Source organism: Mesorhizobium japonicum MAFF 303099 (assembly GCF_000009625.1).
GTDB lineage: Bacteria > Pseudomonadota > Alphaproteobacteria > Rhizobiales > Rhizobiaceae > Mesorhizobium > Mesorhizobium japonicum.
This window is the reverse complement of sequence record NC_002678.2, coordinates 93,166-117,123: the sequence shown is the minus strand read 5'-3', so window position 1 is coordinate 117,123 and position 23,958 is coordinate 93,166. Positions and strand designations below refer to the sequence as shown.

Annotated in this window: 23 protein-coding genes and 1 tRNA gene; 16 read left to right on the top strand and 8 right to left on the bottom strand. The window is 62.5% G+C overall.

Annotation, left to right across the window (positions count from 1 at the left end):
• On the bottom strand, nucleotides 1–555 hold the full coding sequence (locus MAFF_RS01710; RefSeq protein ID WP_010909177.1) for a DUF1697 domain-containing protein: 555 nt from the start codon (nucleotides 553–555) through the stop codon (nucleotides 1–3).
• Nucleotides 552–1,808 (bottom strand): threonine ammonia-lyase IlvA, encoded by a 1,257-nt coding sequence (gene ilvA / locus MAFF_RS01705; protein ID WP_044547466.1) that lies wholly within the window; start codon nucleotides 1,806–1,808, stop codon nucleotides 552–554. Before ilvA ends, MAFF_RS01710 begins: the two co-directional genes overlap by 4 nt.
• A gap of 417 nt (nucleotides 1,809–2,225) precedes the next feature.
• On the opposite strand from ilvA, the gene MAFF_RS01700 reads away from it, so the two are divergent.
• The gene (locus tag MAFF_RS01700; protein ID WP_010909175.1) at nucleotides 2,226–3,332 is read left to right on the top strand and encodes an alpha/beta hydrolase; all 1,107 of its coding nucleotides are present in this window, start codon (nucleotides 2,226–2,228) and stop codon (nucleotides 3,330–3,332) included.
• Between the two features lie 141 nt (nucleotides 3,333–3,473).
• Nucleotides 3,474–4,637: an alpha/beta hydrolase gene (locus MAFF_RS01695; RefSeq protein WP_044547465.1), complete on the top strand. Its 1,164-nt coding sequence runs from the start codon at nucleotides 3,474–3,476 to the stop codon at nucleotides 4,635–4,637.
• A 25-nt stretch (nucleotides 4,638–4,662) separates the two neighbouring features.
• On the opposite strand, the gene ade is transcribed toward MAFF_RS01695, so the two are convergent.
• Nucleotides 4,663–6,480: an adenine deaminase gene (gene ade, locus MAFF_RS01690; protein WP_010909172.1), complete on the bottom strand. Its 1,818-nt coding sequence runs from the start codon at nucleotides 6,478–6,480 to the stop codon at nucleotides 4,663–4,665.
• 81 nt (nucleotides 6,481–6,561) lie between these two features.
• Nucleotides 6,562–6,948 carry a SecDF P1 head subdomain-containing protein gene (locus tag MAFF_RS01685; RefSeq protein ID WP_010909171.1) on the bottom strand — a complete coding sequence of 129 codons (387 nt, stop codon included), beginning with the start codon at nucleotides 6,946–6,948 and terminating at the stop codon, nucleotides 6,562–6,564.
• A gap of 191 nt (nucleotides 6,949–7,139) precedes the next feature.
• Between MAFF_RS01685 and MAFF_RS01680 the strand changes: the two genes are divergently transcribed.
• The 3 genes from MAFF_RS01680 to MAFF_RS01670 all read left to right on the top strand — a co-directional run bounded on the left by MAFF_RS01680 (nucleotide 7,140) and on the right by MAFF_RS01670 (nucleotide 8,644).
• The gene (locus tag MAFF_RS01680) at nucleotides 7,140–7,805 is read left to right on the top strand and encodes an outer membrane protein (RefSeq protein WP_010909170.1); all 666 of its coding nucleotides are present in this window, start codon (nucleotides 7,140–7,142) and stop codon (nucleotides 7,803–7,805) included.
• A gap of 283 nt (nucleotides 7,806–8,088) precedes the next feature.
• Nucleotides 8,089–8,174, top strand: a tRNA-Leu gene (locus MAFF_RS01675).
• 56 nt (nucleotides 8,175–8,230) lie between these two features.
• Nucleotides 8,231–8,644, top strand: coding sequence for a hypothetical protein (locus tag MAFF_RS01670; protein ID WP_244420700.1), 414 nt, complete (start codon nucleotides 8,231–8,233; stop codon nucleotides 8,642–8,644).
• Between the two features lie 44 nt (nucleotides 8,645–8,688).
• Here the strand turns inward: MAFF_RS01670 and MAFF_RS38930 are convergent, their stop codons facing one another.
• Nucleotides 8,689–9,000, bottom strand: a complete 312-nt coding sequence (locus MAFF_RS38930; RefSeq protein WP_065141626.1) for a hypothetical protein — start codon at nucleotides 8,998–9,000, stop codon at nucleotides 8,689–8,691.
• Between the two features lie 341 nt (nucleotides 9,001–9,341).
• On the opposite strand from MAFF_RS38930, the gene MAFF_RS01660 reads away from it, so the two are divergent.
• Nucleotides 9,342–10,844: an HAL/PAL/TAL family ammonia-lyase gene (locus MAFF_RS01660; protein ID WP_010909168.1), complete on the top strand. Its 1,503-nt coding sequence runs from the start codon at nucleotides 9,342–9,344 to the stop codon at nucleotides 10,842–10,844.
• Nucleotides 10,845–10,873: 29 nt separating this feature from the next.
• Here the strand turns inward: MAFF_RS01660 and MAFF_RS01655 are convergent, their stop codons facing one another.
• A complete protein-coding gene (locus MAFF_RS01655) occupies nucleotides 10,874–11,452 on the bottom strand; it encodes an NUDIX domain-containing protein (RefSeq protein ID WP_010909167.1) in 579 nt (192 codons plus the stop codon).
• Nucleotides 11,453–11,612: 160 nt separating this feature from the next.
• Between MAFF_RS01655 and MAFF_RS01650 the strand changes: the two genes are divergently transcribed.
• From MAFF_RS01650 to MAFF_RS01635, 4 genes are all read left to right on the top strand, one after another.
• Nucleotides 11,613–12,716: an NADH:flavin oxidoreductase/NADH oxidase gene (locus tag MAFF_RS01650; RefSeq protein WP_010909166.1), complete on the top strand. Its 1,104-nt coding sequence runs from the start codon at nucleotides 11,613–11,615 to the stop codon at nucleotides 12,714–12,716.
• A gap of 127 nt (nucleotides 12,717–12,843) precedes the next feature.
• Nucleotides 12,844–13,161 carry an SH3 domain-containing protein gene (locus MAFF_RS01645; protein WP_010909165.1) on the top strand — a complete coding sequence of 106 codons (318 nt, stop codon included), beginning with the start codon at nucleotides 12,844–12,846 and terminating at the stop codon, nucleotides 13,159–13,161.
• 104 nt (nucleotides 13,162–13,265) lie between these two features.
• A complete protein-coding gene (locus tag MAFF_RS01640; protein WP_010909164.1) occupies nucleotides 13,266–13,544 on the top strand; it encodes a DUF982 domain-containing protein in 279 nt (92 codons plus the stop codon).
• Between the two features lie 29 nt (nucleotides 13,545–13,573).
• Complete coding sequence (locus MAFF_RS01635) at nucleotides 13,574–13,813, top strand: DUF2188 domain-containing protein (protein ID WP_010909163.1); 240 nt, start codon at nucleotides 13,574–13,576, stop codon at nucleotides 13,811–13,813.
• A 102-nt stretch (nucleotides 13,814–13,915) separates the two neighbouring features.
• On the opposite strand, the gene MAFF_RS01630 is transcribed toward MAFF_RS01635, so the two are convergent.
• Entirely contained in the window at nucleotides 13,916–14,200 is a 285-nt protein-coding gene (locus tag MAFF_RS01630; protein ID WP_044547460.1) for a hypothetical protein, read from the bottom strand.
• 55 nt (nucleotides 14,201–14,255) lie between these two features.
• A complete protein-coding gene (locus MAFF_RS01625) occupies nucleotides 14,256–15,260 on the bottom strand; it encodes an alpha/beta fold hydrolase (protein WP_010909161.1) in 1,005 nt (334 codons plus the stop codon).
• A 163-nt stretch (nucleotides 15,261–15,423) separates the two neighbouring features.
• Between MAFF_RS01625 and MAFF_RS01620 the strand changes: the two genes are divergently transcribed.
• The 6 genes from MAFF_RS01620 (at nucleotide 15,424) to MAFF_RS01595 (ending at nucleotide 23,254) form a co-directional block, all read left to right on the top strand.
• On the top strand, nucleotides 15,424–16,167 hold the full coding sequence (locus MAFF_RS01620; RefSeq protein ID WP_010909160.1) for a competence/damage-inducible protein A: 744 nt from the start codon (nucleotides 15,424–15,426) through the stop codon (nucleotides 16,165–16,167).
• 82 nt (nucleotides 16,168–16,249) lie between these two features.
• A complete protein-coding gene (locus MAFF_RS01615; protein ID WP_010909159.1) occupies nucleotides 16,250–17,083 on the top strand; it encodes a universal stress protein in 834 nt (277 codons plus the stop codon).
• 116 nt (nucleotides 17,084–17,199) lie between these two features.
• Entirely contained in the window at nucleotides 17,200–17,700 is a 501-nt protein-coding gene (gene gpt / locus MAFF_RS01610) for a xanthine phosphoribosyltransferase (RefSeq protein ID WP_010909158.1), read from the top strand.
• A gap of 210 nt (nucleotides 17,701–17,910) precedes the next feature.
• Nucleotides 17,911–18,399 carry an NUDIX hydrolase gene (locus MAFF_RS01605; protein WP_010909157.1) on the top strand — a complete coding sequence of 163 codons (489 nt, stop codon included), beginning with the start codon at nucleotides 17,911–17,913 and terminating at the stop codon, nucleotides 18,397–18,399.
• A gap of 98 nt (nucleotides 18,400–18,497) precedes the next feature.
• Nucleotides 18,498–18,809 carry a PilZ domain-containing protein gene (locus MAFF_RS01600; protein ID WP_044547459.1) on the top strand — a complete coding sequence of 104 codons (312 nt, stop codon included), beginning with the start codon at nucleotides 18,498–18,500 and terminating at the stop codon, nucleotides 18,807–18,809.
• A 671-nt stretch (nucleotides 18,810–19,480) separates the two neighbouring features.
• Nucleotides 19,481–23,254, top strand: a complete 3,774-nt coding sequence (locus MAFF_RS01595) for a vitamin B12-dependent ribonucleotide reductase (RefSeq protein ID WP_044547456.1) — start codon at nucleotides 19,481–19,483, stop codon at nucleotides 23,252–23,254.
• Nucleotides 23,255–23,958 lie beyond the last annotated feature (704 nt).

Below are 23,958 nucleotides of genomic sequence, written 5' to 3'. Positions count from 1 at the left end.
CTAGTTCTTACCGGCCTGACCGGCCATCTCCAGCAGCGCCAGCACCGAGCGCCAGTTGCGCGCGGTGCCCGGCACCTTCAGAACGCGCGGAATGAGGTTGGCGAAGACCGATTTGCCGAGCCCGTCCGGCGCGCTGAGGTAGAGCACGTCTCCCTTGACCTCGAAGCGCTCGGGGCCGGTGCATTTTTCAGCCAGCCGCGCCACCTCTTCGGCGGTCGGCTCACGATCCAGCGCATAGGCGTGGAGCTTGGTGTGGTCGGCGGCCGCTTCCGGATAGGGATTTTCGCTCACCAGCCGCTCGAACCAGGAGAGATCGCGCACCAAGATGCGCGAATGAAAACCCCATTTCTTCTCGAAGGCCGCTTCGATCTGTCTGGTCAGCGCCGTGGCGTCGCCCTTGCCGGCCCGGAACACGACATTGCCGCTCTGCACATAGGTGGCGACGTCGGAAAAGCCGAGATCCTCGAAGAAGGAGCGCAGTTCCGCCATCTTGACGATGCGGTTGCCGCCGACATTGATGCCGGAAAACAGAGCGATGAAAACCTTTGCGCTCATATGATGAAGCCCGCCAATGTCTCGTTGTCGGTGATGTCCTGATACTGGACGCCCTCGGCCTCGAAATTTGCCTTGAGCAGGTCGAAATTGCGACGGTCCTTGGTTTCGATGCCGATCAGCACCGAGCCGAAATTGCGCGCGGACTTCTTCAGATACTCGAAGCGGGCAATGTCGTCGTCGGGTCCCAGCATTTCGAGGAAGTCGCGCAGCGCGCCCGGCCGCTGCGGGAAGCGGATGATGAAATATTTCTTCAGGCCTTCGAAGCGCAGCGCCCGTTCCTTGACATCCGGCAGCCGCTCGAAATCGAAATTGCCGCCTGAGACCACGGCGACAATGGTCTTGCCACGGATCTCCTTCCTGGAAAAATCCTTCAATGCGTCGATGGCCAATGCGCCGGCCGGCTCGAGCACGACGCCTTCGACATTGAGCATCTCGATCATGGTGGCGCAGAGCCGGTTTTCCGGGATCAGCCGCACGGTGTCAGCAGCGAATTCCTTGAGAAACCGCAAGGGTTCGCGGCCGATTTCGGCCACCGCCGCGCCGTCGACGAAGTTGTCGACCTTGGCGAGCTTCAGCCGTTTTCCGGCCGCGAGGCTGTCGTGCAGGCTCGGCGCGCCGGCCGGCTCGCAGAAGACAAAACGCGCCTCGCGGCCCTGATCGGCGAAATAGTGCGTGACGCCGGCGGCGAGCCCGCCACCGCCGACCGGCAGCATGACGATGTCAGGCATGCGCGCACCCGCCATCTGGGCCGCGATCTCATAGGCGACCGTCGCCTGGCCCTCGATAATGTCCTTGTGGTCGAAGGGCGGCACCATGTGGGCACCCGACCTTTCGGTGAATTCGAAGGCGGCGCGATAGCAGTCGTCGAAAAAGTCGCCGACCAGCCTGATCTCGACGAAATCACCGCCGAACAGCCTGGTCTTGTCGATCTTCTGCTGCGGCGTTGTCACCGGCATGAACACCACGCCCTTTTTGCCGAAATGGCGGCAGACGAAGGCAAAACCCTGGGCATGGTTGCCGGCGGACGCACAGACGAACAGCTCTGCCTGGTTGCCCTCGCCGAGCGCCTTGCGGAAGAAGTTGAAGGCGCCACGGATCTTGTAGGAGCGCACCGGCGACAGGTCCTCCCGCTTCAGCAGCACCCGCGCGCCGGTCTTCTTCGACAGATAGTCGTTTTCCTGCAGCGGCGTTTCCGGAAAGATCTGGCGGATCGCCGCCGCAGCGGTGGCGACGCGGGAGGAAAAACTGTTCATCGGAAAGCCACCTTGTGCCGCATGTCTGCGCGGCCCCCCTGTCATCAACCTGGCCGCACAACGTCTGTTTATTGCATGCTGATCTCTCGCAGCCGATCCTGCCTATTGCATATCCGGCCTCGCAACGCCATTGGCCGACCGCTTACAGCCCTCTTCGACCGAAATTCGTATAATATTTGCAATCGCTTGGACGCATCTGTTCACACCTTTGTATCGGCTGGCCGCGAAATCGAAGCGATGCCAGTCTTCGGCGCGGACGCACCCGGCATCCGCTTCGAGCCGTTTCTCAGCGTTTCTTCCGCCACTTTGGCTTTCGCGCAACAGTATGATGGCCTTAACCAGGCGCCGACCACATTTCGGCTGGACACGACTTAGTTCTGCCGCACTCTGCCTGTCCGGGAGGTGTCGCAGGGGTAGATGGGCCTTTTGGCCGGAGTGGAAATTTCAGACGTGCCTTTGAAGAAGATCGTTACTGTTTGTCTCGCCGTGCTCGTCGCCGGCTGCGCCGGCCCGCAAACGCAGGAATTGCTTGGCAGCGCCATCGTCGCCGCGCCGGTGACGGAAATCGCCGGCAACCATTCGATCTTCATCGCCACGACGCGCAAGAAATCCGACGATCCCAACAAGGTTTTCGACGGCGAGCGCTCGGCAACGCTGAACTATGCCCGCGTCAACGTCACCGTCCCGGGACTCCACCAGACCGGCCAGATCGAGCGGCGCTCGCGCGGCAAGTCGGATGATCCGGCCAAATATTTCATGGCTTCCGAGGTTGTCGGCTACGACACGCAGCCGAAATTCTCCAGCGCGCTGAACGCCGACATCGCGGCGCGTGGCGGCCGCGTCATGGTCTTCGTGCACGGCTACAACACCGGTTTCGACGATGCAGTCTACCGCCTGACCCAGATCGTCCACGATTCCGGCTATCCCGGCACGCCGGTGCTGTTTTCCTGGGCGTCGGGCGCCAAGACCACCGACTATGTCTATGACAAGGAAAGTGCCAGCGCGGCACGCGACCAGCTCGAAGTGACGTTGCGCATGCTGCAGCAGTCCGGCGCGCGTCGCATCGACATTGTCGCGCATTCGATGGGAACCTGGGTAACCATGGAAACGCTCCGCCAGATGGCCATCAGCGGCGACCGCGACCTCGGCGGCAAGCTCGGCGACGTGGTGCTCGCCTCGCCCGACATCGATGTCGACGTGTTCAAGAGCCAGATGCGCCGCTACGGCAAGCCCGACAAGCCGTTCATCCTGCTGTTGTCCGACGACGACCGCGCGCTGAGGCTTTCCGGCCTGATCGCCGGTTCACGGCCGCGCGTCGGCGACTACAAGGATGCAGCCGATCTTGCCTCCTATGGCGTGACGGTGGTCGATCTCTCCGAGGTCAAGGGCAGCGACAGCTTCAACCATACCAAATTCGCCGACAATCCGGTCCTGGTGAAGATGATCGGCCAGCGGCTGCGCGAAGATGACGGCTTTGCCAGCGACCGGGACGTGACCGACCGCATCAGCCTGCTCGGGCAGTAGATGCGGCGCCACGCGTTTGCCATGCCAATCCAGCCTTGCGGAGGCCTTGGTCCATTTTGAACTGGACCGCGCCGGTCTCTGGCTCTATCGGAATAGCGGTGACGTCATGCCTTTGACGTCCCCCGTTACGGGAGCCGGCGCTTGAGCTTGCGCTTGAACAGTTTCGTCGTCGCGTTGGCGCTCGCCATTGCCGGTTGTGCCGGCCAGAACACGCATGATCTGCTCAACAAGACGACGGTCTCGGTACCAGCGTCCGACATCGCGGCCACGCACGAAATTTTCGTCGCCACCACCCGGCAGCAGGCGACCAAGGATCCGCGGCAGGTATTTAACGGCGATCGCTCGTTGACCACCAGCTACGCCCGCGTCGACGTCACCGTGCCGAAGGTCCACCAGGTCGGCGCCATCGAGCGGGCCAAGGGCTCGGCCAACTCGAACCCGGCCAAGCAATTCACGGCCACCAATGTCGTCCATTATGGCGACGCCCCGCAATTCGCCAAGGCGGTCGGCGCCGACATCGCCATGCGCGGCGACCGCGCGCTGGTGTTCGTGCACGGCTTCAACAACGGCTTCGACGACGGCGTCTACCGGCTGACGCAGATCGCCCATGATACGAAATATCCCGGTACGCCGGTGCTGTTCTCCTGGGCGTCGAGCGCCAAGACGACGGGCTATATCTACGACAAGGACAGCGCCAACGCCGCCCGTGACGACCTCGAGGCGACGCTCAGAATGCTCGCCAAGACGCGGGTCAAGAGCATCGACATCATCGCTCATTCGATGGGAACCTGGCTGACCATGGAGGCGCTGCGCCAGCTCGCCATCACCGGCGACCGCGATCTCGGCGGCAAGCTCGGCTATGTCGTCCTGGCTTCGCCCGACATCGATGTCGACGTGTTCAAAAAGCAGATGATGCGTTACGGCAAGCCGGACAAGCCGTTTGCCGTGCTGTTGTCAGGCGATGACCGGGCGCTCAAATTGTCTTCATTTATCTCCGGCGACAAGCCGCGTGTGGGCGACTACGGCAATGCGGCCGATCTCGCCAGCTATGGCGTCTCCGTGGTCGACCTGACCAAGGCCAAGGGCGGCGACGGTGGCCTAAACCACGCGAAATTCGCCGACAATCCGATCCTGGTGCAGTTGCTCGGCAACCGGCTGCGTACCCCTGCCGGCCTGGCCTCCGACGAACCCGATCCGGCGCAACTCAACAATCTCGGCCAGGGCCTCGGCAAGGCCGTCGGATCGGTCGCCGAGGTCGTCATCACCACGCCGTTCAAGGTGCTGACCATCGTCACCGGCGGGTGAGCGAGTCGCCGGCGGCGGCTTTGGTCTAGACGAACAGATCGACTTTCTGGAACGTCGTCACATCGATCAGCCCGACGTCGGAAATCCTCAGCTCCGGAATGACCACCAACGCCAGCAGCGAGTGCTGCATGTATGCGTTGTTCAGGGAACACCCCATCTTGCGCATCGCCTCGGTCAGTTTCTCGGCCTTGGCGGCGACGATCTCGGCGCGCTCGTCCGACATCAGGCCGGCGATCGGCATTTCGACCAGCGCCAGTTCCTTGCCCTTGGAGAACAGCACGACGCCGCCGCCGACTTGGCCCAGCCGGTTGACCGCCAGCGCCATGTCCTGCTTGTTGGTGCCGACGCAGATGATGTGATGGGCGTCATGCGCCACGCTCGAGGCCATGGCGCAATCGCCCATATAGCCGAAGCCGGAGACGAAGGCGTTGGTGACGCCGCCCGTGCCCCTGTGCCGCTCGACCAGCGCGATCTGGCAGACGTCGTTGCGGCGGTCCATGGCGACCAGCCCGTCCTCGACCGGCAGATCGGCCTCCAGCGCCCGTGTCGGCGCCTGGTTCTCGATGACGCCGATGACGCGCACCCGCACCTCGTTGGCACCCTTGGGCGCCGTGATGTCGAAATCGCCGGCCCTGAGTTTTTTGCCCAACTTGACGGTGTTCTTCGCCGTCTTCGGGTAATCATAGGCCGGAATGTCAATGTCGAGCTTGCCACCCTTGGCCAACCTGACACCGCGCGCATAAACCTCATCGATGGTCATTGCGGCGAGGTCGGAGACAATCAGCAGGTCGGCCAACCGTCCCGGTGCGATCGAACCGATTTCGCGTTCCAGCCTGAAATGCTGGGCAGTGTTGATCGTCGCCATCTGGATCGCCGTCACCGGCTTCAGCCCCTGTTGGATGGCGTGGCGCACCACCCGGTCCATGTGGCCTTCATGCACCAGCGTGCCGGAATGGCTGTCGTCGGTGCACAGGATGAAGTTGCGCGGATCGATGCCGCCTTCGGTCACCGCCTTGATCTGCGAGGCAACGTCGTACCAGGCCGAGCCCAGCCGCAGCATCGCCTTCATGCCCTGGCGGACACGTGCGATGGCATCCTCGGCGCGCGTGCCTTCGTGGTCGTCTTCGGGTCCGCCGGCGACGTAGCCATGGAACGGCAGGCCGAGGTCGCGCGAGGCATAGTGGCCGCCGACCGTCTTGCCAGCACGAACCGTCGCCGCGATCTCGCCCGACATGACAGGATCGTTTGCGGCGACACCGGGGAAATTCATCACTTCGCCGAGCCCGATGATGTTTTCCCAGGTCATGGCCTCGGCAACATCGGCGACCGTCAGCTCGGCGCCGGCATGTTCCAACCCGGGCGCCGACGGCACGCAGGACGGCATCTGCACATGCACGTTGATGGGCATCGCCACCGCCTCGTCATGCATCAGCCGCACGCCCGGCAAGCCGAGCACATTGGCGATCTCGTGCGGATCGATGAACATCGACGTGGTGCCGTGCGGGATGACGGCACGGCAGAACTCGGTCACCGTCACCATGCCGCTCTCGACATGCATGTGCGCGTCGCAGAGGCCTGGCACCAGATAGCGCCCGCCGGCATCGACAACCTTGGTGCCCTGGCCGATGGCGTGGCTGGCATTCGGCCCGCAATAGGCGAAGCGGCCGCCGGCAATGGCGATATCGGTGCCGGCGATGATCTCGCCGGAGTGAACGTTCACCCAGCGGCCGTTGCGGATGACGAGATCGGCGGGCTTGCGGCCCATGGCGACGTCGACCAGATGCGTCGCCATCTCGGTCCAGGGTTTTGGTTTCGTCGCATGCGCCGCCGGCTTCTTTGCCATGAAGGGACTCCTGTTTGCGCGACTGTGCCAAGCCTGCCTGGTTTTGACCAGCGCCAAACAGCGAACGGGCCTGCCCAGCCTTCACAAAGGCTGTTCAGCCTTCACCTCGACCGTGACTTTCGCACCTCCCGCCGAAATCCGTTCCGCGAGGCGCTGGAGTTCGCCCGCGGCGAAGGCGCCGCTGAGCATCACCTCACCGCCTAGGATGGGTTCGACCAGGCGCGGCGACGCCACCACGGCACCGTCGACGCTGAGATCGACCACCTTCCCGACATTCGCCTTGGTGAAGTCGGCGAATGCCTTTGCGCTGTCCGGTGTCATCTTCAGGTTGAGTGCCCTCTGTCCCGACGCTTGATCGGATACGACCGCGGCCTTGGCGATGGCGAGCGTCAATGGCTCGGCCATGACGAGACCGCAGGCGAACAGTGTGATGGCTGTTCCAGCGATGAGACGAGTCAGGCCGTTCATCACGATTTTTCCTTGCAAGACGGCCATTTTGCACGCCGACATTTTCCCGGCAATGCCGGCTGTCCTGCGCTTGCAGGCCGCGGTTCTGCCAACGGCAAACGGTTGCAGCCAGAAACAGGATTCCGTTTTGTCGTAAATCGGTCTAGCTTGGTCGCCAAGATTTCTTCTGACTCTTCGTCCGGGGAGTTCGAGTGTATCGCCTTGTGGTCGCAAGTGCCGGTCTTCTTGCCGTCCTGTCCGTGCCGGCTCTCGCAGCCGACCCGACGGTCGACGTGCCGATGACCGCGCCCGGCTTCGACTGGACCGGATACTACGCCGGCCTGCAGGCGGGCTATGGCTGGGGCCAGTCCGACATCTCAGGAACGGAGGGCGAGCCGTTTTCCGTCTCGCCGGACATAAACGGCGGTTTCGTCGGCGGGCATATCGCCGGGCTGTGGCAGTTCGACCAGGCCGTGATCGGCGCCGAAGCCGACCTCAACTATTCCTCGGTCAACGGCACGGCCGAAGCGGAACCCGGAAACAATTTCGGCACCGACATCAAATGGTTCGGATCGGTCAACGCCAAGGCCGGATACGCGATGGATCGCGTGCTGGTCTATGGCATAGGCGGCGTTGCCTTTGCCGGGATCGAGACCTCGCAATCGGCGGGCTCCGCTTTCTCCGAGACACGCGCGAATGTCGGCTGGACCCTGGGCGCCGGCGTCGACTACGCGCTGACCGACAAGTTCGTCGTCGGCGCCCAGTATCGCTACTACGATTTCGGCTCCGAACACTATGACGGATCCAGCGACTTCGTCGGCCGCGACCAGGATACCAAGCTGAACACCGTCGGCATCAATCTCAGCTACAAGTTCTGAGCCTTGCCAACTGCGGTCGCAGAGCGACGGCTGTGACGTAATCCGCGATTTCGATGAGAGGGGCGGCCGGCGCCCCCAGTGGGCGGGGGAATGGGTTGGGCCTGGTAGACGCCGGCCTCGGCGGATCAGATCCGCCGTGCAAACACCCTACGCATTTCACGCGCCGCGCTAAATTCCGCGATCACACCAGTATCGCCACGCCACCTCCTCGGGGGTGCGCGTTCAGGCGGCTTAAGAAACACGACTTGACGACCTGTGTCTGGCATCTGAAAAGGGCTGGCCTGCGGACGTGGCGGAATTGGTAGACGCAAGGGACTTAAAATCCCTCGATCTCTGATCGTACGGGTTCGATTCCCGTCGTCCGCACCAGATTGAAATCAAAGCAGAGTTTGGCTGGTTGGCATGGGCGGCTGCCATGAAGAGGCTTGGCAGGATGGCCGCAAGGCAGCCGTGTCGAGAACGGCCATTCCATTCGTTTTTTAGCTAAAGTGAAACAAAGGATGCATTTCCACGTTGAGGTACGTCCAAACGAGAGATTTTTGAAAATGGATCCGGCAACTGCGGCAGTGATGGTTTTGCTCCAGTGTAGCCCGGTTGAGGGTTCTGTCTGCAAACCCGTCGATATGGGGCCGACCATGTATGCGTCGCTCGACTTATGCATGGCTTCGCTGAAAGACAGATTGGCAAGCGCTCCGAACGGCGAAACCGTCGGGCGGTGTCGTCTCGTTGATGCGACCGTCACAGAGGGCTTGCCGCTCGGCTATACAAAAGTTCTTGTAACGCGCGGCCACGGCGACGACGCCGTCACCAGCAGCTACATCGTACAGCACCAGCCCTAGCCGCCCCGTTCCCGCTGCCCCAAGGTGGCGTTCTTGTCTGTTTGCTAGATGCGCGTGGTGACATGCTCTTGACCGCCCGAAGGCAGCATCGGCGACCGCTGATCGGCGTTTCGCTCATGATCCGGTCCAGAGCCCATTTCAATGATTCCGACCAGCGCGCGAACAAACTCAACCATATCGTTCGCCGTGATGGCTGCCTGGTCGGGATCTTGCCCAATGTGCTCGGCGGCCGCACAACATGACAGGCGGATGCGATCGTAGTGAGAATCCCTTTCATCTTCCGGCAACATCGCCAATTTCATGGCTCGGCGATGAATCAGCCGGAGCAATTGTTCGAGAGCGGTTCCGACACTCATGCGTTTTGCTCCGCATTGGTCAAGCGTTCCGGCGCTCCAGGGCGCGTGTCGGAACGTCGATGGTATTTCCATCCCTGTGCCAAGGCTGCATTATAGCCATTAATATATTGTTTATTGCTAATATACCCTTCCCGGGAAGCGTCTTTGGGCTCCAGAAGATCGTCGGATCGCAGTCGGCATGTCTTTTGTTGCCGACGAGGTCGCTACAGTCGCATCAGCCGGCAATTCCATCGCCATTATGCCCGCTGATGTGCGGTAAGGGGCCGAAGCAGCGGTCTCACGCCGCCTTTCGAGCGAGCCAACAGCGCCTGCGCATTCGCAAAGCTATTTCGGAACGGGCAATGACAATAACGATAGATACAAACGCCAGCTGGCGCGACATCGCGCGGGTGAGCGAAGGCGAATCCCTGGCGCTTAGCCAGGCAGCATGGGAGAGGATCGCCTTTGCGCACCAGATCGTCGCGGCCATCGTCGAAAAAGGCATCCGCGCCTATGGCGTCAATACCGGGGTCGGCGCCTTGGCAAGCAAGGTCGTGGCGCCTGCCCTGCAAAAGAAACTGTCGCGCAATATCATTCGCAGTCACGCCTGCGGCGTAGGTGACCTCGTGCCGAGACGCGGCGTGCGCGCCATCATTGCCGCTCAAGTGGCTAATTTCGCGCATGGCCGTTCGGGCGTTAGCCCTGCGATCGTCCGCAATTTGCTCACCTTTATCGAGCGCGACTGCGTTCCCGACGTGCCCTCCCGGGGATCGGCCGGGTATTTGACGCACAACGCGCATGTAGCACTGGTCTTGATCGGCGAAGGCAGTGCAACCGTGGCAGGCCGCCCGATGAGCGGGCTCGAGGCGTTGGCTGAAATGGGTCTGGAGCCATTGGAGCTTGGCGCCAAGGAAGGCTTGAGCCTGGTCAACGGCACGGCGTGCGCAACCGGCCTGACAAGCATTGCGGTGCTGCGCGCGGAGCGTTTGTTGGGATGGGCTGACGCGGCGGCGGCTTTGACGCTCGAAGCCGCGGGCGCGCAAATGCCGGCTTTTGGCGAACAAATCCTGGCGATGAGGCCCTCACCCGGCATTCAGGACGTGGGCAGATCACTGCGCGGCTGGCTTCATGGCAGCGAACTTATCGCGCTGGCCCATGGCAGTCGCACGCAGGACGCACTCAGTCTTCGCGCCGTGCCGCATGTTCATGGCGCCGCCCGGGAGGTGCTGGACCGGTCCTCCGAGCTGGTCGACCGCGAACTGGCTGCCGTCACCGACAATCCCGCGGTATTCGGGTCCTTGAGCGATCCTCAGGTTGTTTCAGAGGCGCATGCGGTAGCGCCCGCCCTCGGGCAGGCCGCCGACGGCCTGACCATCGCCTTGGCTCAGGTGGCCGGAATGAGCGAGCGTCGGATCGATCGTCTCGTCAATCCGCTTGTCAACAATTTGCCGGCCTTCCTTGCCGATGAGGACGGAGCCAATTCCGGCTTCATGATCGCCCAGTACACGGCCACCTCGCTCAGCAACGTCAATCGGCGTCTGGCCGCCCCGGCGGCGACCGACGGCGGCGTCACATCCGGCCTGCAAGAGGATTTTCTTGCGCATCCAACCGTCGCAGCCAACAAGCTGCTGGCGGTTATCGACAACGCCGAATACATCCTGGCGATCGAACTCATGGCAGCCGCGCAGGCCCATGATTTTCTGGCGCGGCGCGGTGCCCGCGCGCCTGGTACTGACACCATCTACCAACTGGTCCGGGAAAATATCGCGCACTATTCCGACGATCGGCCTCTGTCCCGGGATATGGAAGCCTTGCGCACCTTCATCCGCGAAATGGACGTGCCGGCCTGTCCGCAGCACAGCTAGCAAGGCAATACCCAGCGAGCTTCGAGAGACTAGGCCTTCATCGGGTTCAGCTTCAGATGCTGGATCAGGATAATCGTCTTGGCATCGACGATGCGACCGTCGGCGATGCCGGCCAGCGCCTCGTCGAGCGGCATTTCCAGAACCTCGATATCCTCGCCCTCTTCCGGAGCGCCGCCGCCGGCCGAGATGCGGTCGGCGGGCGAATAGCGGGCAATGAAGAACCACAGCCGCTCGGTGACGCTGCCCGGGCTCATATAAGGCGAAAACAGCCGCTCAATATCCTTCAGCCGGTAGCCGAGCTCTTCCTCGGCTTCCTTGCGGATGGCGGTTTCCGGATCGTTTTCGTCGAGCAGCCCGGCACAGGCCTCGATCAGCGGTTCGCGGTGGCCAGTGACGTAGGCGGGATAGCGGAACTGGCGCACCAGGAGCACCGTCGAACGCTGGGGGTCGTAAGGCAAAATCACCGCGCCATCGCCGCGATCGTAGGTCTGGCGGATTTGCGTCTCCCATTGCCCGTCGCGCCGGCGATAGTCGAGCACGGTCTTTTTCAGCACCGCCCAGTCGTCGGAAAGAACCTCTTCCGAACGGATACGAATACGATCTTCCATTGGATACCTCGGTATTTGCCGGCCGGCGCAGGCGTAGCCGCGAAACGGCGCCGGCGCAATTGGGGCAGCGATTGGTCCAGCAAGCGTTTCACTCTCTCGTGTGTGGTATGCAAGATATCTGTCGCCTAGATAACGCGTTCCCTCTCCCGGAGCCCTCTTCATGACTGCATCGCTTTTCCAGCCGATCACCCTCGACGGCCTCACCTTCCCCAACCGCATCGCCGTGGCGCCGATGTGCCAGTATTCCGCCGAGGACGGGTCGGCCAGCGACTGGCATCTTTACCACTGGATGAACCTGGCCATGTCCGGCGCCGGCATGGTCACGGTGGAGATGACCGATGTCGAGCGGCGCGGGCGCATCTCCCATGGTTGCCTCGGGCTTTACTCCGACGACAACGAAGCCGCCGCGCGCCGCACACTGGACGCGGCACGACGCGTCGCCGCGCCGGGCACGAAATTCGGCACCCAGTTGGCGCACGCCGGCCGCAAGGCCTCAAATCGCAAGCCCTGGGAGGGCGGCGGGCCACTGCAGCCAAACGAAGACCCCTGGCAGACCGTCTCGGCCTCGGCCATGGCCTACGACACCGGCTGGAACGTGCCGCGCGCGCTCGATGAGGAAGAGATCCTGCAGCTCATCGAACGGTTCGCCCAAGCGGCAAGGCGGGCCGAACGCGCCGGCTTCGACTTCATCGAACTGCACGCAGCACACGGCTATCTGATCTTCCAGTTCCTGTCGCCGCTGTCCAACCAGCGCACCGACCGCTGGGGCGGCTCGCTGGAAAACCGGATGCGTCTTGTCGTCGAAATCGCCAGGGCGGTGAAGAAGGCGGTGCCGAAGCTGATGCTCGGCGCCCGGCTGTCGGTGAAGGACTGGGTCGACGGCGGCTTCGACGTCGAGGATGCGATCGAGGTGGCGAAGGCCTTGAAGGCCGAGGGCATCGCCTATCTCTGCTGCTCCAGCGGCGGCAATTCGCCGTTACAGAAATTGCCCACCGGCCCCGGCTATCAGGTGCATCTGGCAGAAGCCGTGCGCAAGGGCGCCGGCATCCCGACCCGCGCGGTCGGCCTGATCGACGATCCCCAGCAAGCCGAGGCTGTGATCGCCGAGGGCCGTGCCGACATGGTGGCACTGGCGCGTGCCTTCCTCGCCGATCCGCGCTGGGGCTGGCGTGCGGCCGCCACATTCAAGGAAAAGATCCATCCGGCGCCGCAGCTCGCGCGCTCGGTGACGACGATGGAGCACTGGATGAAGGCGGCGGGCTGAACCGCCCATTCTCCCGATACCAGCGCGATCCTGACCGGCTCGTTTGCCACAGCCCGCTTCAATTCTGGTCGCAAACTGTTACGTTGGGTCAGGCTGCGGCGGGCGCGGCCGGGCTTGGGAGAAGATCATGTCATTCAGGGCATTCTTGCCGGCTGCGATGCTTGTGACTGTCGCCGGCTTTTGGCTCGGCGCATCGACGCCGGGCGTCGCGCAATATTGCGAGGGGACGGTGCACGGCCTGTCCGGCCGCTACAATCTGGCGACCGGTAGTGGCTTTCTCGCCGTGCGGACACGGCCGAACTCGTCATCGCGGATGATCGGCCAGCTGTTCAATGGTGATCACGTCGAGATTTTCGACCGCCGCGGCAACTGGTATCAGGTCGAAATCGGCGGCTCGACCGGCTGGGCGAATGCACGCTGGCTGCGCAACGACTGCCGCTACTGACGCCGATGCATGTCAGCTAAAAAGCGTCGCAAAACGCGACGCGACTTTTGGGCGCAGGTTTCGGGCCACTTTTGCAACCAAATTGGCTGCTTTGCGTTGCGGCCATGATGGACAACAAACCTTTTGAAACGCCGGTCGTGGTCGAACTCGGCCATGTCGGCAAATATCGCCATATCCGCAGCACCCAGGAAGCAGCGGAGTGTCTGATGACGGTCTGGCCGCTCAATCGCGGCCCGCGTCATCGTGATGCCCTCGACACTTGCCTCAAAGTGCTGGAAGGTTATCGTTCGACAGCGGAGGCGCGACGGGCATTGATCGAGGCCGCCAGGGAATCGGAAGTGCTGGTGCCCGACGACAAGCTATCCGACGACCGGCTGCATTGAGCAGGCGGACCTTTCAACCGGAGGTTTTTATGGCGAAGCTGACTTACAAGATCGTCGAGCATGACGGCGGCTGGGCCTATAAGGTCGGTTCGACCTTCTCGGAGACATTTCCCACCCATCAGGATGCGTTGCGCGCCGCCGAGATCGCCTCGGCCGAGCAGCAGGTGGCAGGCGCGACGGACGGTATCCAATATGAGGATGCCGACGGCAAATGGCACGAGGAACTGGCCGATGGCCGCGACCGGCCGCAGACCGAAGTGTCCGAATAGACTTTCCGAAGAAGAGAACTTGCCAACAGACTGAGGCAGGGCGCCGGCCGCGGACGTCAGGAGAGACGACGTCCCACGGTCGACGGCTGCCCGGTGGCTGAATTATTTGCCGCAATACTGGTCGTTCACATTGCCCTGAGCATTCGCATCAGGACCCGCTGTGCCGTATGCACACGGGCCGGCAGGACCCGAATTGCCAAGGCTGTCCAGCCCAGAGCGGTCGCCATTGATGCTACCGGTCGTGTTCTGGTCGACGCCTGAGGACTGTTCGTTGCCGAATGGCCACCAGTTGTGACGGTTGGAATATGCGCCGTCGGACGATTGCGCCATCGCCGATGTGGCGAGACCGATCGTCAGAACCGATGCTGCAAGAAATCTCCTGTACATTGCATTACTCCGTGTCTTGGTCGCCTTGGGGTGCGACACGGGGTAAACCCGGCAGTCAGCCGGTTGGTTCATTGAAATTGTCGTGAGGCTGCGGTGATGGAAACGCGCGGACGGCAATCCGCTCGATGAAGCCAATCACCCGCTTGGGTTCGACGAACTGCGGCATATGGCCGACGCCGTCGACGGGTTCAAAATCGAGCCCCGCGATCTTGCCTCGCATCGGCTCGCCATGGATGCGGATGTCGATGACACGGTCGGCGGTTCCGAAGAGGATGCCGGCAGGCATGACAATCTCGCCGTAGCGCTGCTCGATGCGGCCGAGATCCTCTTCGACGGCCACGACATCGGCCGATGTCGCCTGGAAATGGACTGGTCGCAGCCCGAGCCAGCCGCCGCCTTCGACCATGTAGTCCGTCGGAAAAGCCTGCGGCGCGAAGATGAATTCCATTGTCGGCCGCGCATAGCGCAGGCTCAGGGGTATCGCCACGGTATAGGCCATGATCCAGCGCTGCACGCGGGAGGGGATGTACAGCAGGTCAAATCTTTGCCGCGCCCTGGTTTCCAGATGCGTCAGCGGCGCCAGCAAGGCGATGCCCGAAATTGCCTCGGGATGTTCCACGGCCAGGGTCAATGTGACGGCGCCACCCAGCGAGTGGCCCACGACCAGCGGCCTTTCCAGTTGCAATTTTTCGATGAAGCGGCGCACCAGCGCCGCCTGTTCAGGCAAGCGGCCGGTGGTGCCGCTCGCGCGCGTCGAATAGCCCGATCCCGGACGATCGAGCGCGATCAGGCGATAACCCGGGCCGAAATGTCCGAACAAAGTGCGCCGGAAGTGATGGAGTTGCGCGCCAAGCCCGTGCAGGAAGACGATCGGCCGCCCCTCGCCCACATCGACATAGTGGATGCGGTTGCCGTCGATCTCGATGAATTTTCCGACCGGCGGCACCAGTGCTTGGGCTTTCATGGCGATCCAAAGCGTCGCCAGCGCCAGGCAGGCGATCCCCAGGACCGCCAGCAGGAACAGCACGGCCAGCAGCCATGACAGGATCGATATCAGCATTGTTCACCCGGACCAGAACCCGTTTGAGCTTACCCGCATCCGGTCATGCTGCAACCTCGCTTCGAAACGGGCGCGTCCAGGCATGGATTGTTCACCGCCTGGCGGCATTGCCGACAGCCACGCGCCGCGCTATCTCAGGCAACCCGTCCTGCCGGAGCCCTCCATGACCGAAATCGTTACCGCCGCCATGCTCGTCATCGGCGATGAGATTCTCTCCGGCCGCACCAAGGACAAGAATATCGGCCACCTCGCCGACATGATGACGGCCATCGGCATCGACCTGAAGGAAGTGCGCATTGTTCCCGACGAAGAAGACGAGATCATCGCGGCGGTGAACGCCGTGCGTGCGCGCTACACCTATGTGTTCACCACCGGCGGCATCGGCCCGACCCATGACGACATCACCGCCGATTCGGTTGCCAAGGCATTCGGCGTGCCCTGCGAATACGATGCCAAGGCCTATGCGCTGCTGGAGGCAAGCTATGCGGCGCGCGGCATCGAATACACCGAGGCGCGCAAGCGCATGGCGCGAATGCCGCGCGGCGCCGACCTTATCGACAATCCGGTGTCCGTGGCGCCCGGCTTTCGCATCGGCAACGTCCACGTCATGGCCGGCGTGCCCTCGATCTTCCAGGCCATGCTCGACAATGTCGTGCCGACGCTGAAGACGGGCACGAAGATGCTGTCGGCGACCGTGCACTGTCCGTTCGGCGAAGGCCTTGTCGGTGGACCGTTGGGTGAGATCCAGAAAGCGCATCCGGACACGATCATCGGCTCCTATCCAAAGTATGGCGACGGCAAGTTCTGGACCGAACTGGTCGTTCGCGCCCGCAGCCAGGAAGCGCTGGACGCCGCGCGCGCCGATGTCGAGGCAATGGTGGCGGGGTTCGCCGCCAAGGCGAGCTGAGCGGGTCCAGGCCGGAACAAAGCGTGGCGCGCCGGCGTTGCTTTCACGCGAGTTCAAACACTCGCCAGATTGAGGGATCACCATGCGCTTCAAGACCATCGTTGCCATTCTGCAGAACGAGCAGGACGCCGAGCGCGTGCTCGACTGCGCCATTCCGCTCGCCAACCGCTTCCAGGGCCATCTGATCGGCATCCATGCCGAGGCGCTTCCGGTGCCCTACACGTCGGCGACCGGCTTTCCCGATACCGAGTTCCTGCAGGTCTCGGCCGACATGAGCCGGGAGCGGGCCGACAAGCTGCAGGCCGTCTTCCTCAGGCGCATCGAGGATTCCGGCCTCTCTTTCGAGTGGCGCAGCCTGGAGAGCTTCTCCGGCGACAGCGCGTTGACCGGCATTTCAAGCGTGCGCGCCGCCGATCTTATCATTGCCGCCCAGCGCGAAACCGGCGGCGATCCGAGCGCCGATGTCGACACGCTGGTCTATGACGCCGGCCGGCCGGTGCTGGTGGTGCCGAGTGCCGGTCCGCTGGTCACCACGTTCAAACGCGTGCTGCTCGCCTGGAACGGCAGCAAGGAGGCCGCCCGCGCCGCCTTCGACGCCCTGCCCTTCATCATCGAGGCCGAGAAGACCGACATATTGGTCATCGATCCGCCCGATACGTTCGACGAAAGCCCGGAGGCCGCCGGCGCCGAAATCGCGTCGGCGCTGTCACGCCACGGCGCCAATGTCAGCGTCTCGGTGCAGAAATCGGGCGGCACCTCGGTCGACGACATGATCCAGAACCGGGTCGCCGAGACCGGCGCCGATCTGCTGGTGCTTGGCGCCTACAGCCACTCCTGGCTGCGCCAGCTGCTGTTCGGCGGAGTGACGCGCACGGTGCTGCGTACAGCACAGGTGGCGGCCTTCCTGTCGCGATAAGTCCACAGCCATCGCTGCCAGCCGCCCTTGCCAAAGCCGAGGCTTTCCAGTTAATTCCGCGCGCATTCCCCTGTTTTTGTGCACGCGGTCTTCGCGTGCTGCGGAGTGCGCGAAAAATGTCCCTTCCCGAAAAAGCCTTTCCGGTCTCCTGGGACCAGTTCCATCGTGACGCCCGCGCGCTTTCCTGGCGGCTTTCAGGCGCCAACAAGGGGCAATGGAAGGCGATCGTCTGCATCACGCGCGGCGGGCTGGTTCCGGCGGCGATCATCGCGCGCGAACTCGGCATCCGCGTCATCGAGACGGTCTGTGTCGCCTCCTACCACGACTACACCAGCCAGGGGCAGTTGCAGGTGCTGAAGGAGATAACGCCCGCACTGCTCGCCGACGACGGCGCCGGCGTGCTGATCATCGACGACCTGACCGACACCGGCAAGACCGCCGGCATCGTGCGCGCAATGATGCCCAAGGCGCATTTCGCCACCGTCTACGCCAAGCCGAAGGGCCGGCCGCTGGTCGATACTTTCGTCACCGAGGTCAGCCAGGATACCTGGATCTATTTCCCCTGGGACATGGGCTTCACCTACCAGAAGCCGATCGCCGACGACCACGCCGGCTGATTCGCGACACGCCGCTTTTTCCAACTAAGCAGCCACCGACGACAATATTTGCTTCCGTGGACGGCTCCCTGGGGCAGGATATCCTGTGAAATCGACCTCTATTGGCGGGAATCGGCCAGGCTGATCAAAGTTTTTACTTTTATTGGTCAGAATTAGCCGTAAGATTCGTAAGGCGGCAAACGATTCTGGAGGCTGGGGCTAGCTTCTCCGATGTTGACAAGGCCAACGACGCACAACCATCTGGCCGAAAGGGTCCGGCGACTCTTCGGCACCGCGCCGTGCCGTCTGCAGGTTGCCGCGCTGCCCTGGCGCGATACCGGTAATGGCGTCGAGATCATGCTGATCACCAGCCGCGACACGGGCCGCTGGGTGTTGCCGAAGGGTTGGCCAGAAGCCAAGGAGCCGCTCTGCGAGGCGGCGGCGCGAGAAGCCGGCGAGGAAGCCGGATTGCGCGGAACCGTCTCGCATCTCGAAGCCGGCCGCTACTTCTATGCCAAGGTTCTGGCTTCGGGTGAAGAAGTGCCCTGCGAGGTGCTGGTGTTTCCGCTGCACGTCGACAAGATCGCCGACCGCTGGAAGGAAAAGCACTCCCGCACCCGCAAGTGGGTGAGTTCCAGCGAAGCCGTGCGCATGATCAATGAGCCGGACCTTTGCCAGATCATCGCCTATTTCTGCGCCGACCCGCACAGATTCTCCTAGGTGACCTCCAGGGCATATTAACAACCCTGTGATGTGTCGAGCATGAAAGGTTTGCTAATCCTTCTTCGCTAAGAATCGACCAATCTGGCGTTTGATCGATGGCGAATCCTGTAGACCCAATTCAGCAACATACCGGCGAGCCCGAGCGCGAGCACCGTCCACGCGTGCTCAAGGGTGGAACCGTTATCACCGGGATTCAAAACTCGGAAATCGCCGTGACGCTGCGCAACCAGCATGCGGGCGGCGCCGAATTGAAAATACCGATCGAGGCGCGGGTGCCCGATCGTTTCCTGCTTTATGTGCCGCTCGACGGCGTCGCCTATCGCTGCGAGGTCCGCTGGCGCCGCAACGACCGGGTCGGCGTGCAGTTCACCGGCACCGAGCCGAAGCCGAAGCTGCATTACGGCTGATATCTGGCATATCGGCCCGACAGGTTTTTCGAGGCCGACCAGATTGCTCACGATCGACGCCTCCCGGCGGTCAAAGGCCGCAGATCCACCGTTCGAAACGGCAATCGCGGCGGCGCATTTCTATCCCCGTTATCCACATGTGTGGCACACAAGATGTTGGGGTCACAAAAGCTACGCAAACGAATCCTTGACGGCGCAAAACGAGTCGCCTTTTATAGGCCATGTGCTCCTGTTGAGAGCGCGACCGGAAAGTTCTGAGCCCGGTCTTTTTCCCGGATTATGTGCGTTTTGCCCGCATTTCCGCCCGTTTACGAGGCCGGCGGAAGCGTTGGGATCTTGGGGTGGTGGGGCGACGAAAGGGAGAATTGTCGGACTGGAATAAATTGTCTGTTAATACTATATTTAGTGTTTGCAGGTAGGTTCGACGCTAGATAGTGTGAATTTCCCTCGAGTGAGGGAATCGAAAAAATCAGATTTGAGGGACCCGCGGGGTTCGCCGGCGCGTTGTGACAGAGGCTTCACGAGAAGCCCAGGCTGCAAATGCTGGGGGAGATCGCGGAATGGAGAGCCGGCCGTTTTCGAACGCCGGCAGACGGCGGACATGCGCGTTTCGCATCAGGGGGAGAAATCCCTGGGGAAAAGCGCTATATATAGACAAAAGGACCGGACCAATGCGCATCGAGCGTCGCTTCACCAAGCAAGGGCAATCGGCTTATGCGGAGATCGAATTCCGCAAGGCGCTTTCCGAGATCAAGAATCCGGATGGCTCGGTGGTGTTCCGCCTCGACAACATCGATGTGCCGGCGCAGTTCTCCCAGGTCGCCGCCGATATCCTGGCGCAGAAATATTTCCGCAAGGCCGGCGTGCCCGCGCGGCTGAAGAAGGTCGAGGAGAACGACGTCCCCTCCTTCCTGTGGCGCTCCGTCGCCGACGAAGCCGAACTGGCCAAGCTGCCCGAAGCCGAGCGCTACGGTTCCGAGATCGACGCCCGCCAGGTCTTCGACCGTCTGGCCGGCACCTGGACCTACTGGGGCTGGAAGGGCGGCTACTTCAAGTCGGAGGAAGACGCGCGGGCTTTCCGCGACGAGCTCGCCTATATGCTGGCCACCCAGCGTGTCGCGCCGAATTCGCCGCAATGGTTCAACACTGGGTTGCACTGGGCATACGGCATTGACGGTCCGAGCCAGGGCCACTTCTATGTCGACCCCTTCACCGGCAAGCTGACCAAGTCGAAGTCCTCCTACGAGCATCCGCAGCCGCATGCCTGCTTCATCCAGGGCGTGCAGGACGACCTCGTCAACGAGGGCGGCATCATGGATCTGTGGGTGCGCGAGGCGCGCCTGTTCAAATATGGCTCCGGCACCGGCTCGAACTTCTCGCTGCTGCGCGGCGAAGGCGAAAAGCTGTCGGGCGGCGGCCGCTCGTCCGGCCTGATGAGCTTCCTCAAGATCGGTGACCGCGCCGCCGGCGCCATCAAGTCGGGCGGCACGACGCGCCGCGCCGCCAAAATGGTCATCGTCGACGCCGATCACCCCGATATCGAGGAATTCATCGACTGGAAGGTCAATGAAGAGCAGAAGGTCGCCTCGCTGGTGACGGGCTCGAAGATCGTCAAGAAACATCTCGAAGCCATCATGAAGGCCTGCGTCAATTGCGAAGGCAATGGCGAGGACTGCTTCGATCCGGCCATCAACACGGCGCTGAAGCGCGAGATCAAGGCAGCCAAGAAGTCGGCCGTGCCAGAGAACTACATCTACCGCGTCATCCAGTTCGCCAAGCAGGGCTACAAGTCGATGTCGTTCAAGACCTACGACACCGACTGGGATTCGGATGCCTACCTGACCGTTTCGGGCCAGAACTCCAACAATTCGGTGTCGCTGAAGGACAATTTCCTGCGCGCCGTCGAAGACGATGCCGACTGGCACCTGACCGCCCGCAAGGATGGCAAGGTGCTGAAGACGCTGAAGGCCAGGGACCTCTGGGAAAAGATCGGCTACGCCGCCTGGGCGTCGGCGGATCCGGGCCTGCATTTCAACACGACGATGAACGACTGGCACACCTGCGCTTCGGCCGGTGCGATCCGGGCCTCCAACCCGTGCTCGGAATACATGTTCCTCGACGACACGGCCTGCAACCTCGCCTCGATCAACCTTTTGCCCTACCGCAACGCCGACGGCACGATCGACATCGCCGCCTACGAGCATACCGTGCGGCTGTGGACCATCGTTCTCGAAATCTCGGTGATGATGGCGCAGTTTCCGTCGAAAGAGATCGCCAAGCTCTCCTACGAATACCGCACGCTCGGCCTCGGCTACGCCAATATTGGCGGCCTGCTGATGACCTCGGGCATTCCCTATGATTCCGACGAGGGCCGCGCCATCTGCGCAGCGCTCACCGCGATCATGACCGGTGTTGCCTACTCCACCTCGGCGGAAATGGCCTCCGAACTCGGCGCCTTCCCTGACTATGACCGCAACGCCCAGAACATGCTGCGCGTCATGCGCAACCATCGCCGCGCCGCCTATGGCGACAAGGACGGCTACGAGAAGCTCGCAGTCAACCCGGTGCCGCTGGTCGCCTCCGATCTCAAGCAGCAGGCGCTTGCCGAGCATGCCAAAGCCGCCTGGGACCGCGCCATCGAGCTCGGCGAGGAACATGGCTACCGCAATGCGCAGGCAACCGTCATCGCGCCGACCGGCACGATCGGCTTGGTCATGGATTGCGACACCACCGGCATCGAGCCCGATTTCGCGCTGGTGAAGTTCAAGAAGCTCGCCGGCGGCGGTTACTTCAAGATCATCAACCGCGCCGTGCCGGAAGCGCTGCGCACGCTCGGCTATTCCGAGAGCCAGATCGCCGAGATCGAGGCCTATGCGGTCGGCCACGGCAATCTCAACCAGGCGCCCGGCATCAACCCCGGCTCGCTCAAGGCCAAGGGTTTCAGCGACGACAAGATCGCCGCGCTCAATGCGGCGCTGAAGTCGGCCTTCGACATCAAGTTCGTCTTCAACCAGTGGACGCTCGGCGCCGACTGGGTGAAGGAGACTTTTGGGTTCACCGACGAGCAGCTCAACGACTTCTCGTTCGAGATGCTGCCGGCGATGGGCTTCTCCAGGAAGGACATCGAGGCCGCCAACATCCATGTCTGCGGTGCCATGACGCTGGAGGGCGCACCCTTCCTCAAAGCTGAACACCTCGCCGTGTTCGACTGCGCCAGCCCCTGCGGCAAGATCGGCAAGCGCTCGCTTTCGATCAACAGCCACATCCAGATGATGGCGGCCGCACAGCCCTTCATCTCGGGCGCCATCTCCAAGACCATCAACATGCCCAACGATGCGACGGTGGAAGACGCCAAGGGCGCCTATATGCTGTCGTGGAAGCTGGCGCTGAAGGCCAACGCGCTCTACCGCGACGGCTCGAAGCTGTCGCAGCCGCTGAACGCCTCGCTGCTCGCCGATGGCGAGGAGGATGAGGACGAAGCCGTCGAGCAGTTGATCCAGGCCCCGGCCGCAGCGCGCGCGGCGCAGATCACCGAGCGGATCGTCGAGCGCATCATCGAACGCGTGTCGCGCGAGCAGGAAAAGCTGCCTGGCCGCCGCAAGGGTTACACGCAGAAGGCCAAGATCGGTGGCAACACCATCTTCCTGCGCACCGGCGAATATGATGATGGCCGCCTCGGCGAGATCTTCATCGACATGAACAAGGAAGGCGCCACGCTGCGCGGCCTGCTCAACAACTTCGCCATCGCCATTTCGCTCGGCCTGCAATACGGCGTGCCGCTCGACGAATATGTGCACGCCTTCACCTTCACCAAGTTCGAGCCGGCCGGCATGGTCATCGGCAACGATGCCATCAAGAGCGCGACGTCGATCCTCGACTACGTGTTCCGCGAACTGGCCATCTCCTATCTCGGCCGCAACGACCTCGCCCATGTCGACCAGTCGGACTTCTCCAACACCGCGCTTGGTCGCGGCATCAGCGAAGGCAAGACCGACGCCGTCTCCAAGGGCCTGACCCGTGGTTCGCCGGTGAAGCTGGTGTCGAGGGCCATCGGCAACGAGCCGAAGGGCTTTGCCGGCGCCGGCACCCCTGCCCGCTCCGCGCCGACCGCCTTCTCCGGCTCCAACGTGCTGGCGCTGAAGCCGGCCAGCGACGAGGCGGTCGCCTACAAGCGCGACTATGAGGAGCGGGCCAAGGAACTGGCCGAGGACATCGCCTTCGAGGAAACGGTTTCGGAGACTTCGGACACCACGGCGGCGCTGTTCACCGACGCGGCAGCGAACGAAGCCGCCGAGGCGAAGAAACTCGCCGCCGACCGCCGCGCCAAGTCGCTGCTGCAAGGCTACACCGGCAATTCCTGCTCCGAGTGCCAGAATTTCACGATGGTGCGGAATGGGACTTGCGAGAAGTGCGATACGTGCGGCGCCACGAGCGGGTGCAGCTGAGAATTTGAAGCGCCCTGACGCGTCACTGTATCTCGCTCGACGTCAAGGTAAACTGCTCATTCGACACACGAAGTTTGCTCACCCTCGTTTTTGAGAGGTGAGCAAACGGAAAATGGCAGGAGGCCTGGATCAATGTCCGGGCCTCCTGATTCACGTCTAGGCTGAAGCCGGGGGTGAGCGCTCGGAATCAGCCGGCGGCGCCGCAATGGCAATGGGCAATCCCTTTGCCGGTGATTGTTCGCCGCTCTTGAGCTGGTGCGTGACGACTTCGGTACCGGGGCGCCCATCGCGCGTGTACTCATGCCCGGGTGCGTATTCGTGGCTTTATGCGGACTGCAATTGAATCTCTTGACCATGACTGGGAACGAGGGGGCGGCCGCTGGGACGATGACGGCGGGCGCGGCTATTAGCGTCATCGGCTGCGTTATCGGGATACAGATCTAAGGCCCATTGGGTGCCGCGATAGGGCTCGCGCTTGCTCCGGTTGTGTGGAACGTTGCAATGGCGGTCTACATCCGAAAGCGGCTGAAGATCCTGCCTGGACTGATCTATGCGTTGTTGACATTATTGAACATGCGCACGGTCAAGGGCCAGCAACGGTATTGGTTCTTACCTTGACCCTGATCGGCTTCAAGCGGTCACGGTGATATCGCCACGCGCATTCTATTCTGAGAGCGTTGTGGACCTTTGGTCCAGTTCTGGCG

Excerpts from the sequence above, each read along its gene's own strand:
- MAFF_RS01710 (WP_010909177.1), bottom strand. The coding sequence starts at position 555 with ATGAGCGCAAAGGTTTTCATCGCTCTGTTTTCCGGCATCAATGTCGGC.
- ilvA (WP_044547466.1), bottom strand. The coding sequence starts at position 1,808 with ATGAACAGTTTTTCCTCCCGCGTCGCCACCGCTGCGGCGGCGATCCGC.
- MAFF_RS01700 (WP_010909175.1), top strand. The coding sequence starts at position 2,226 with ATGGGCCTTTTGGCCGGAGTGGAAATTTCAGACGTGCCTTTGAAGAAG.
- ade (WP_010909172.1), bottom strand. The coding sequence starts at position 6,480 with ATGGCAAAGAAGCCGGCGGCGCATGCGACGAAACCAAAACCCTGGACC.
- MAFF_RS01685 (WP_010909171.1), bottom strand. The coding sequence starts at position 6,948 with ATGAACGGCCTGACTCGTCTCATCGCTGGAACAGCCATCACACTGTTC.
- MAFF_RS38930 (WP_065141626.1), bottom strand. The coding sequence starts at position 9,000 with ATGAGTGTCGGAACCGCTCTCGAACAATTGCTCCGGCTGATTCATCGC.
- MAFF_RS01660 (WP_010909168.1), top strand. The coding sequence starts at position 9,342 with ATGACAATAACGATAGATACAAACGCCAGCTGGCGCGACATCGCGCGG.
- MAFF_RS01655 (WP_010909167.1), bottom strand. The coding sequence starts at position 11,452 with ATGGAAGATCGTATTCGTATCCGTTCGGAAGAGGTTCTTTCCGACGAC.
- MAFF_RS01650 (WP_010909166.1), top strand. The coding sequence starts at position 11,613 with ATGACTGCATCGCTTTTCCAGCCGATCACCCTCGACGGCCTCACCTTC.
- MAFF_RS01645 (WP_010909165.1), top strand. The coding sequence starts at position 12,844 with ATGTCATTCAGGGCATTCTTGCCGGCTGCGATGCTTGTGACTGTCGCC.
- MAFF_RS01640 (WP_010909164.1), top strand. The coding sequence starts at position 13,266 with ATGATGGACAACAAACCTTTTGAAACGCCGGTCGTGGTCGAACTCGGC.
- MAFF_RS01635 (WP_010909163.1), top strand. The coding sequence starts at position 13,574 with ATGGCGAAGCTGACTTACAAGATCGTCGAGCATGACGGCGGCTGGGCC.
- MAFF_RS01630 (WP_044547460.1), bottom strand. The coding sequence starts at position 14,200 with ATGTACAGGAGATTTCTTGCAGCATCGGTTCTGACGATCGGTCTCGCC.
- MAFF_RS01625 (WP_010909161.1), bottom strand. The coding sequence starts at position 15,260 with ATGCTGATATCGATCCTGTCATGGCTGCTGGCCGTGCTGTTCCTGCTG.
- MAFF_RS01620 (WP_010909160.1), top strand. The coding sequence starts at position 15,424 with ATGACCGAAATCGTTACCGCCGCCATGCTCGTCATCGGCGATGAGATT.
- MAFF_RS01615 (WP_010909159.1), top strand. The coding sequence starts at position 16,250 with ATGCGCTTCAAGACCATCGTTGCCATTCTGCAGAACGAGCAGGACGCC.
- gpt (WP_010909158.1), top strand. The coding sequence starts at position 17,200 with ATGTCCCTTCCCGAAAAAGCCTTTCCGGTCTCCTGGGACCAGTTCCAT.
- MAFF_RS01605 (WP_010909157.1), top strand. The coding sequence starts at position 17,911 with ATGTTGACAAGGCCAACGACGCACAACCATCTGGCCGAAAGGGTCCGG.
- MAFF_RS01600 (WP_044547459.1), top strand. The coding sequence starts at position 18,498 with ATGGCGAATCCTGTAGACCCAATTCAGCAACATACCGGCGAGCCCGAG.
- MAFF_RS01595 (WP_044547456.1), top strand. The coding sequence starts at position 19,481 with ATGCGCATCGAGCGTCGCTTCACCAAGCAAGGGCAATCGGCTTATGCG.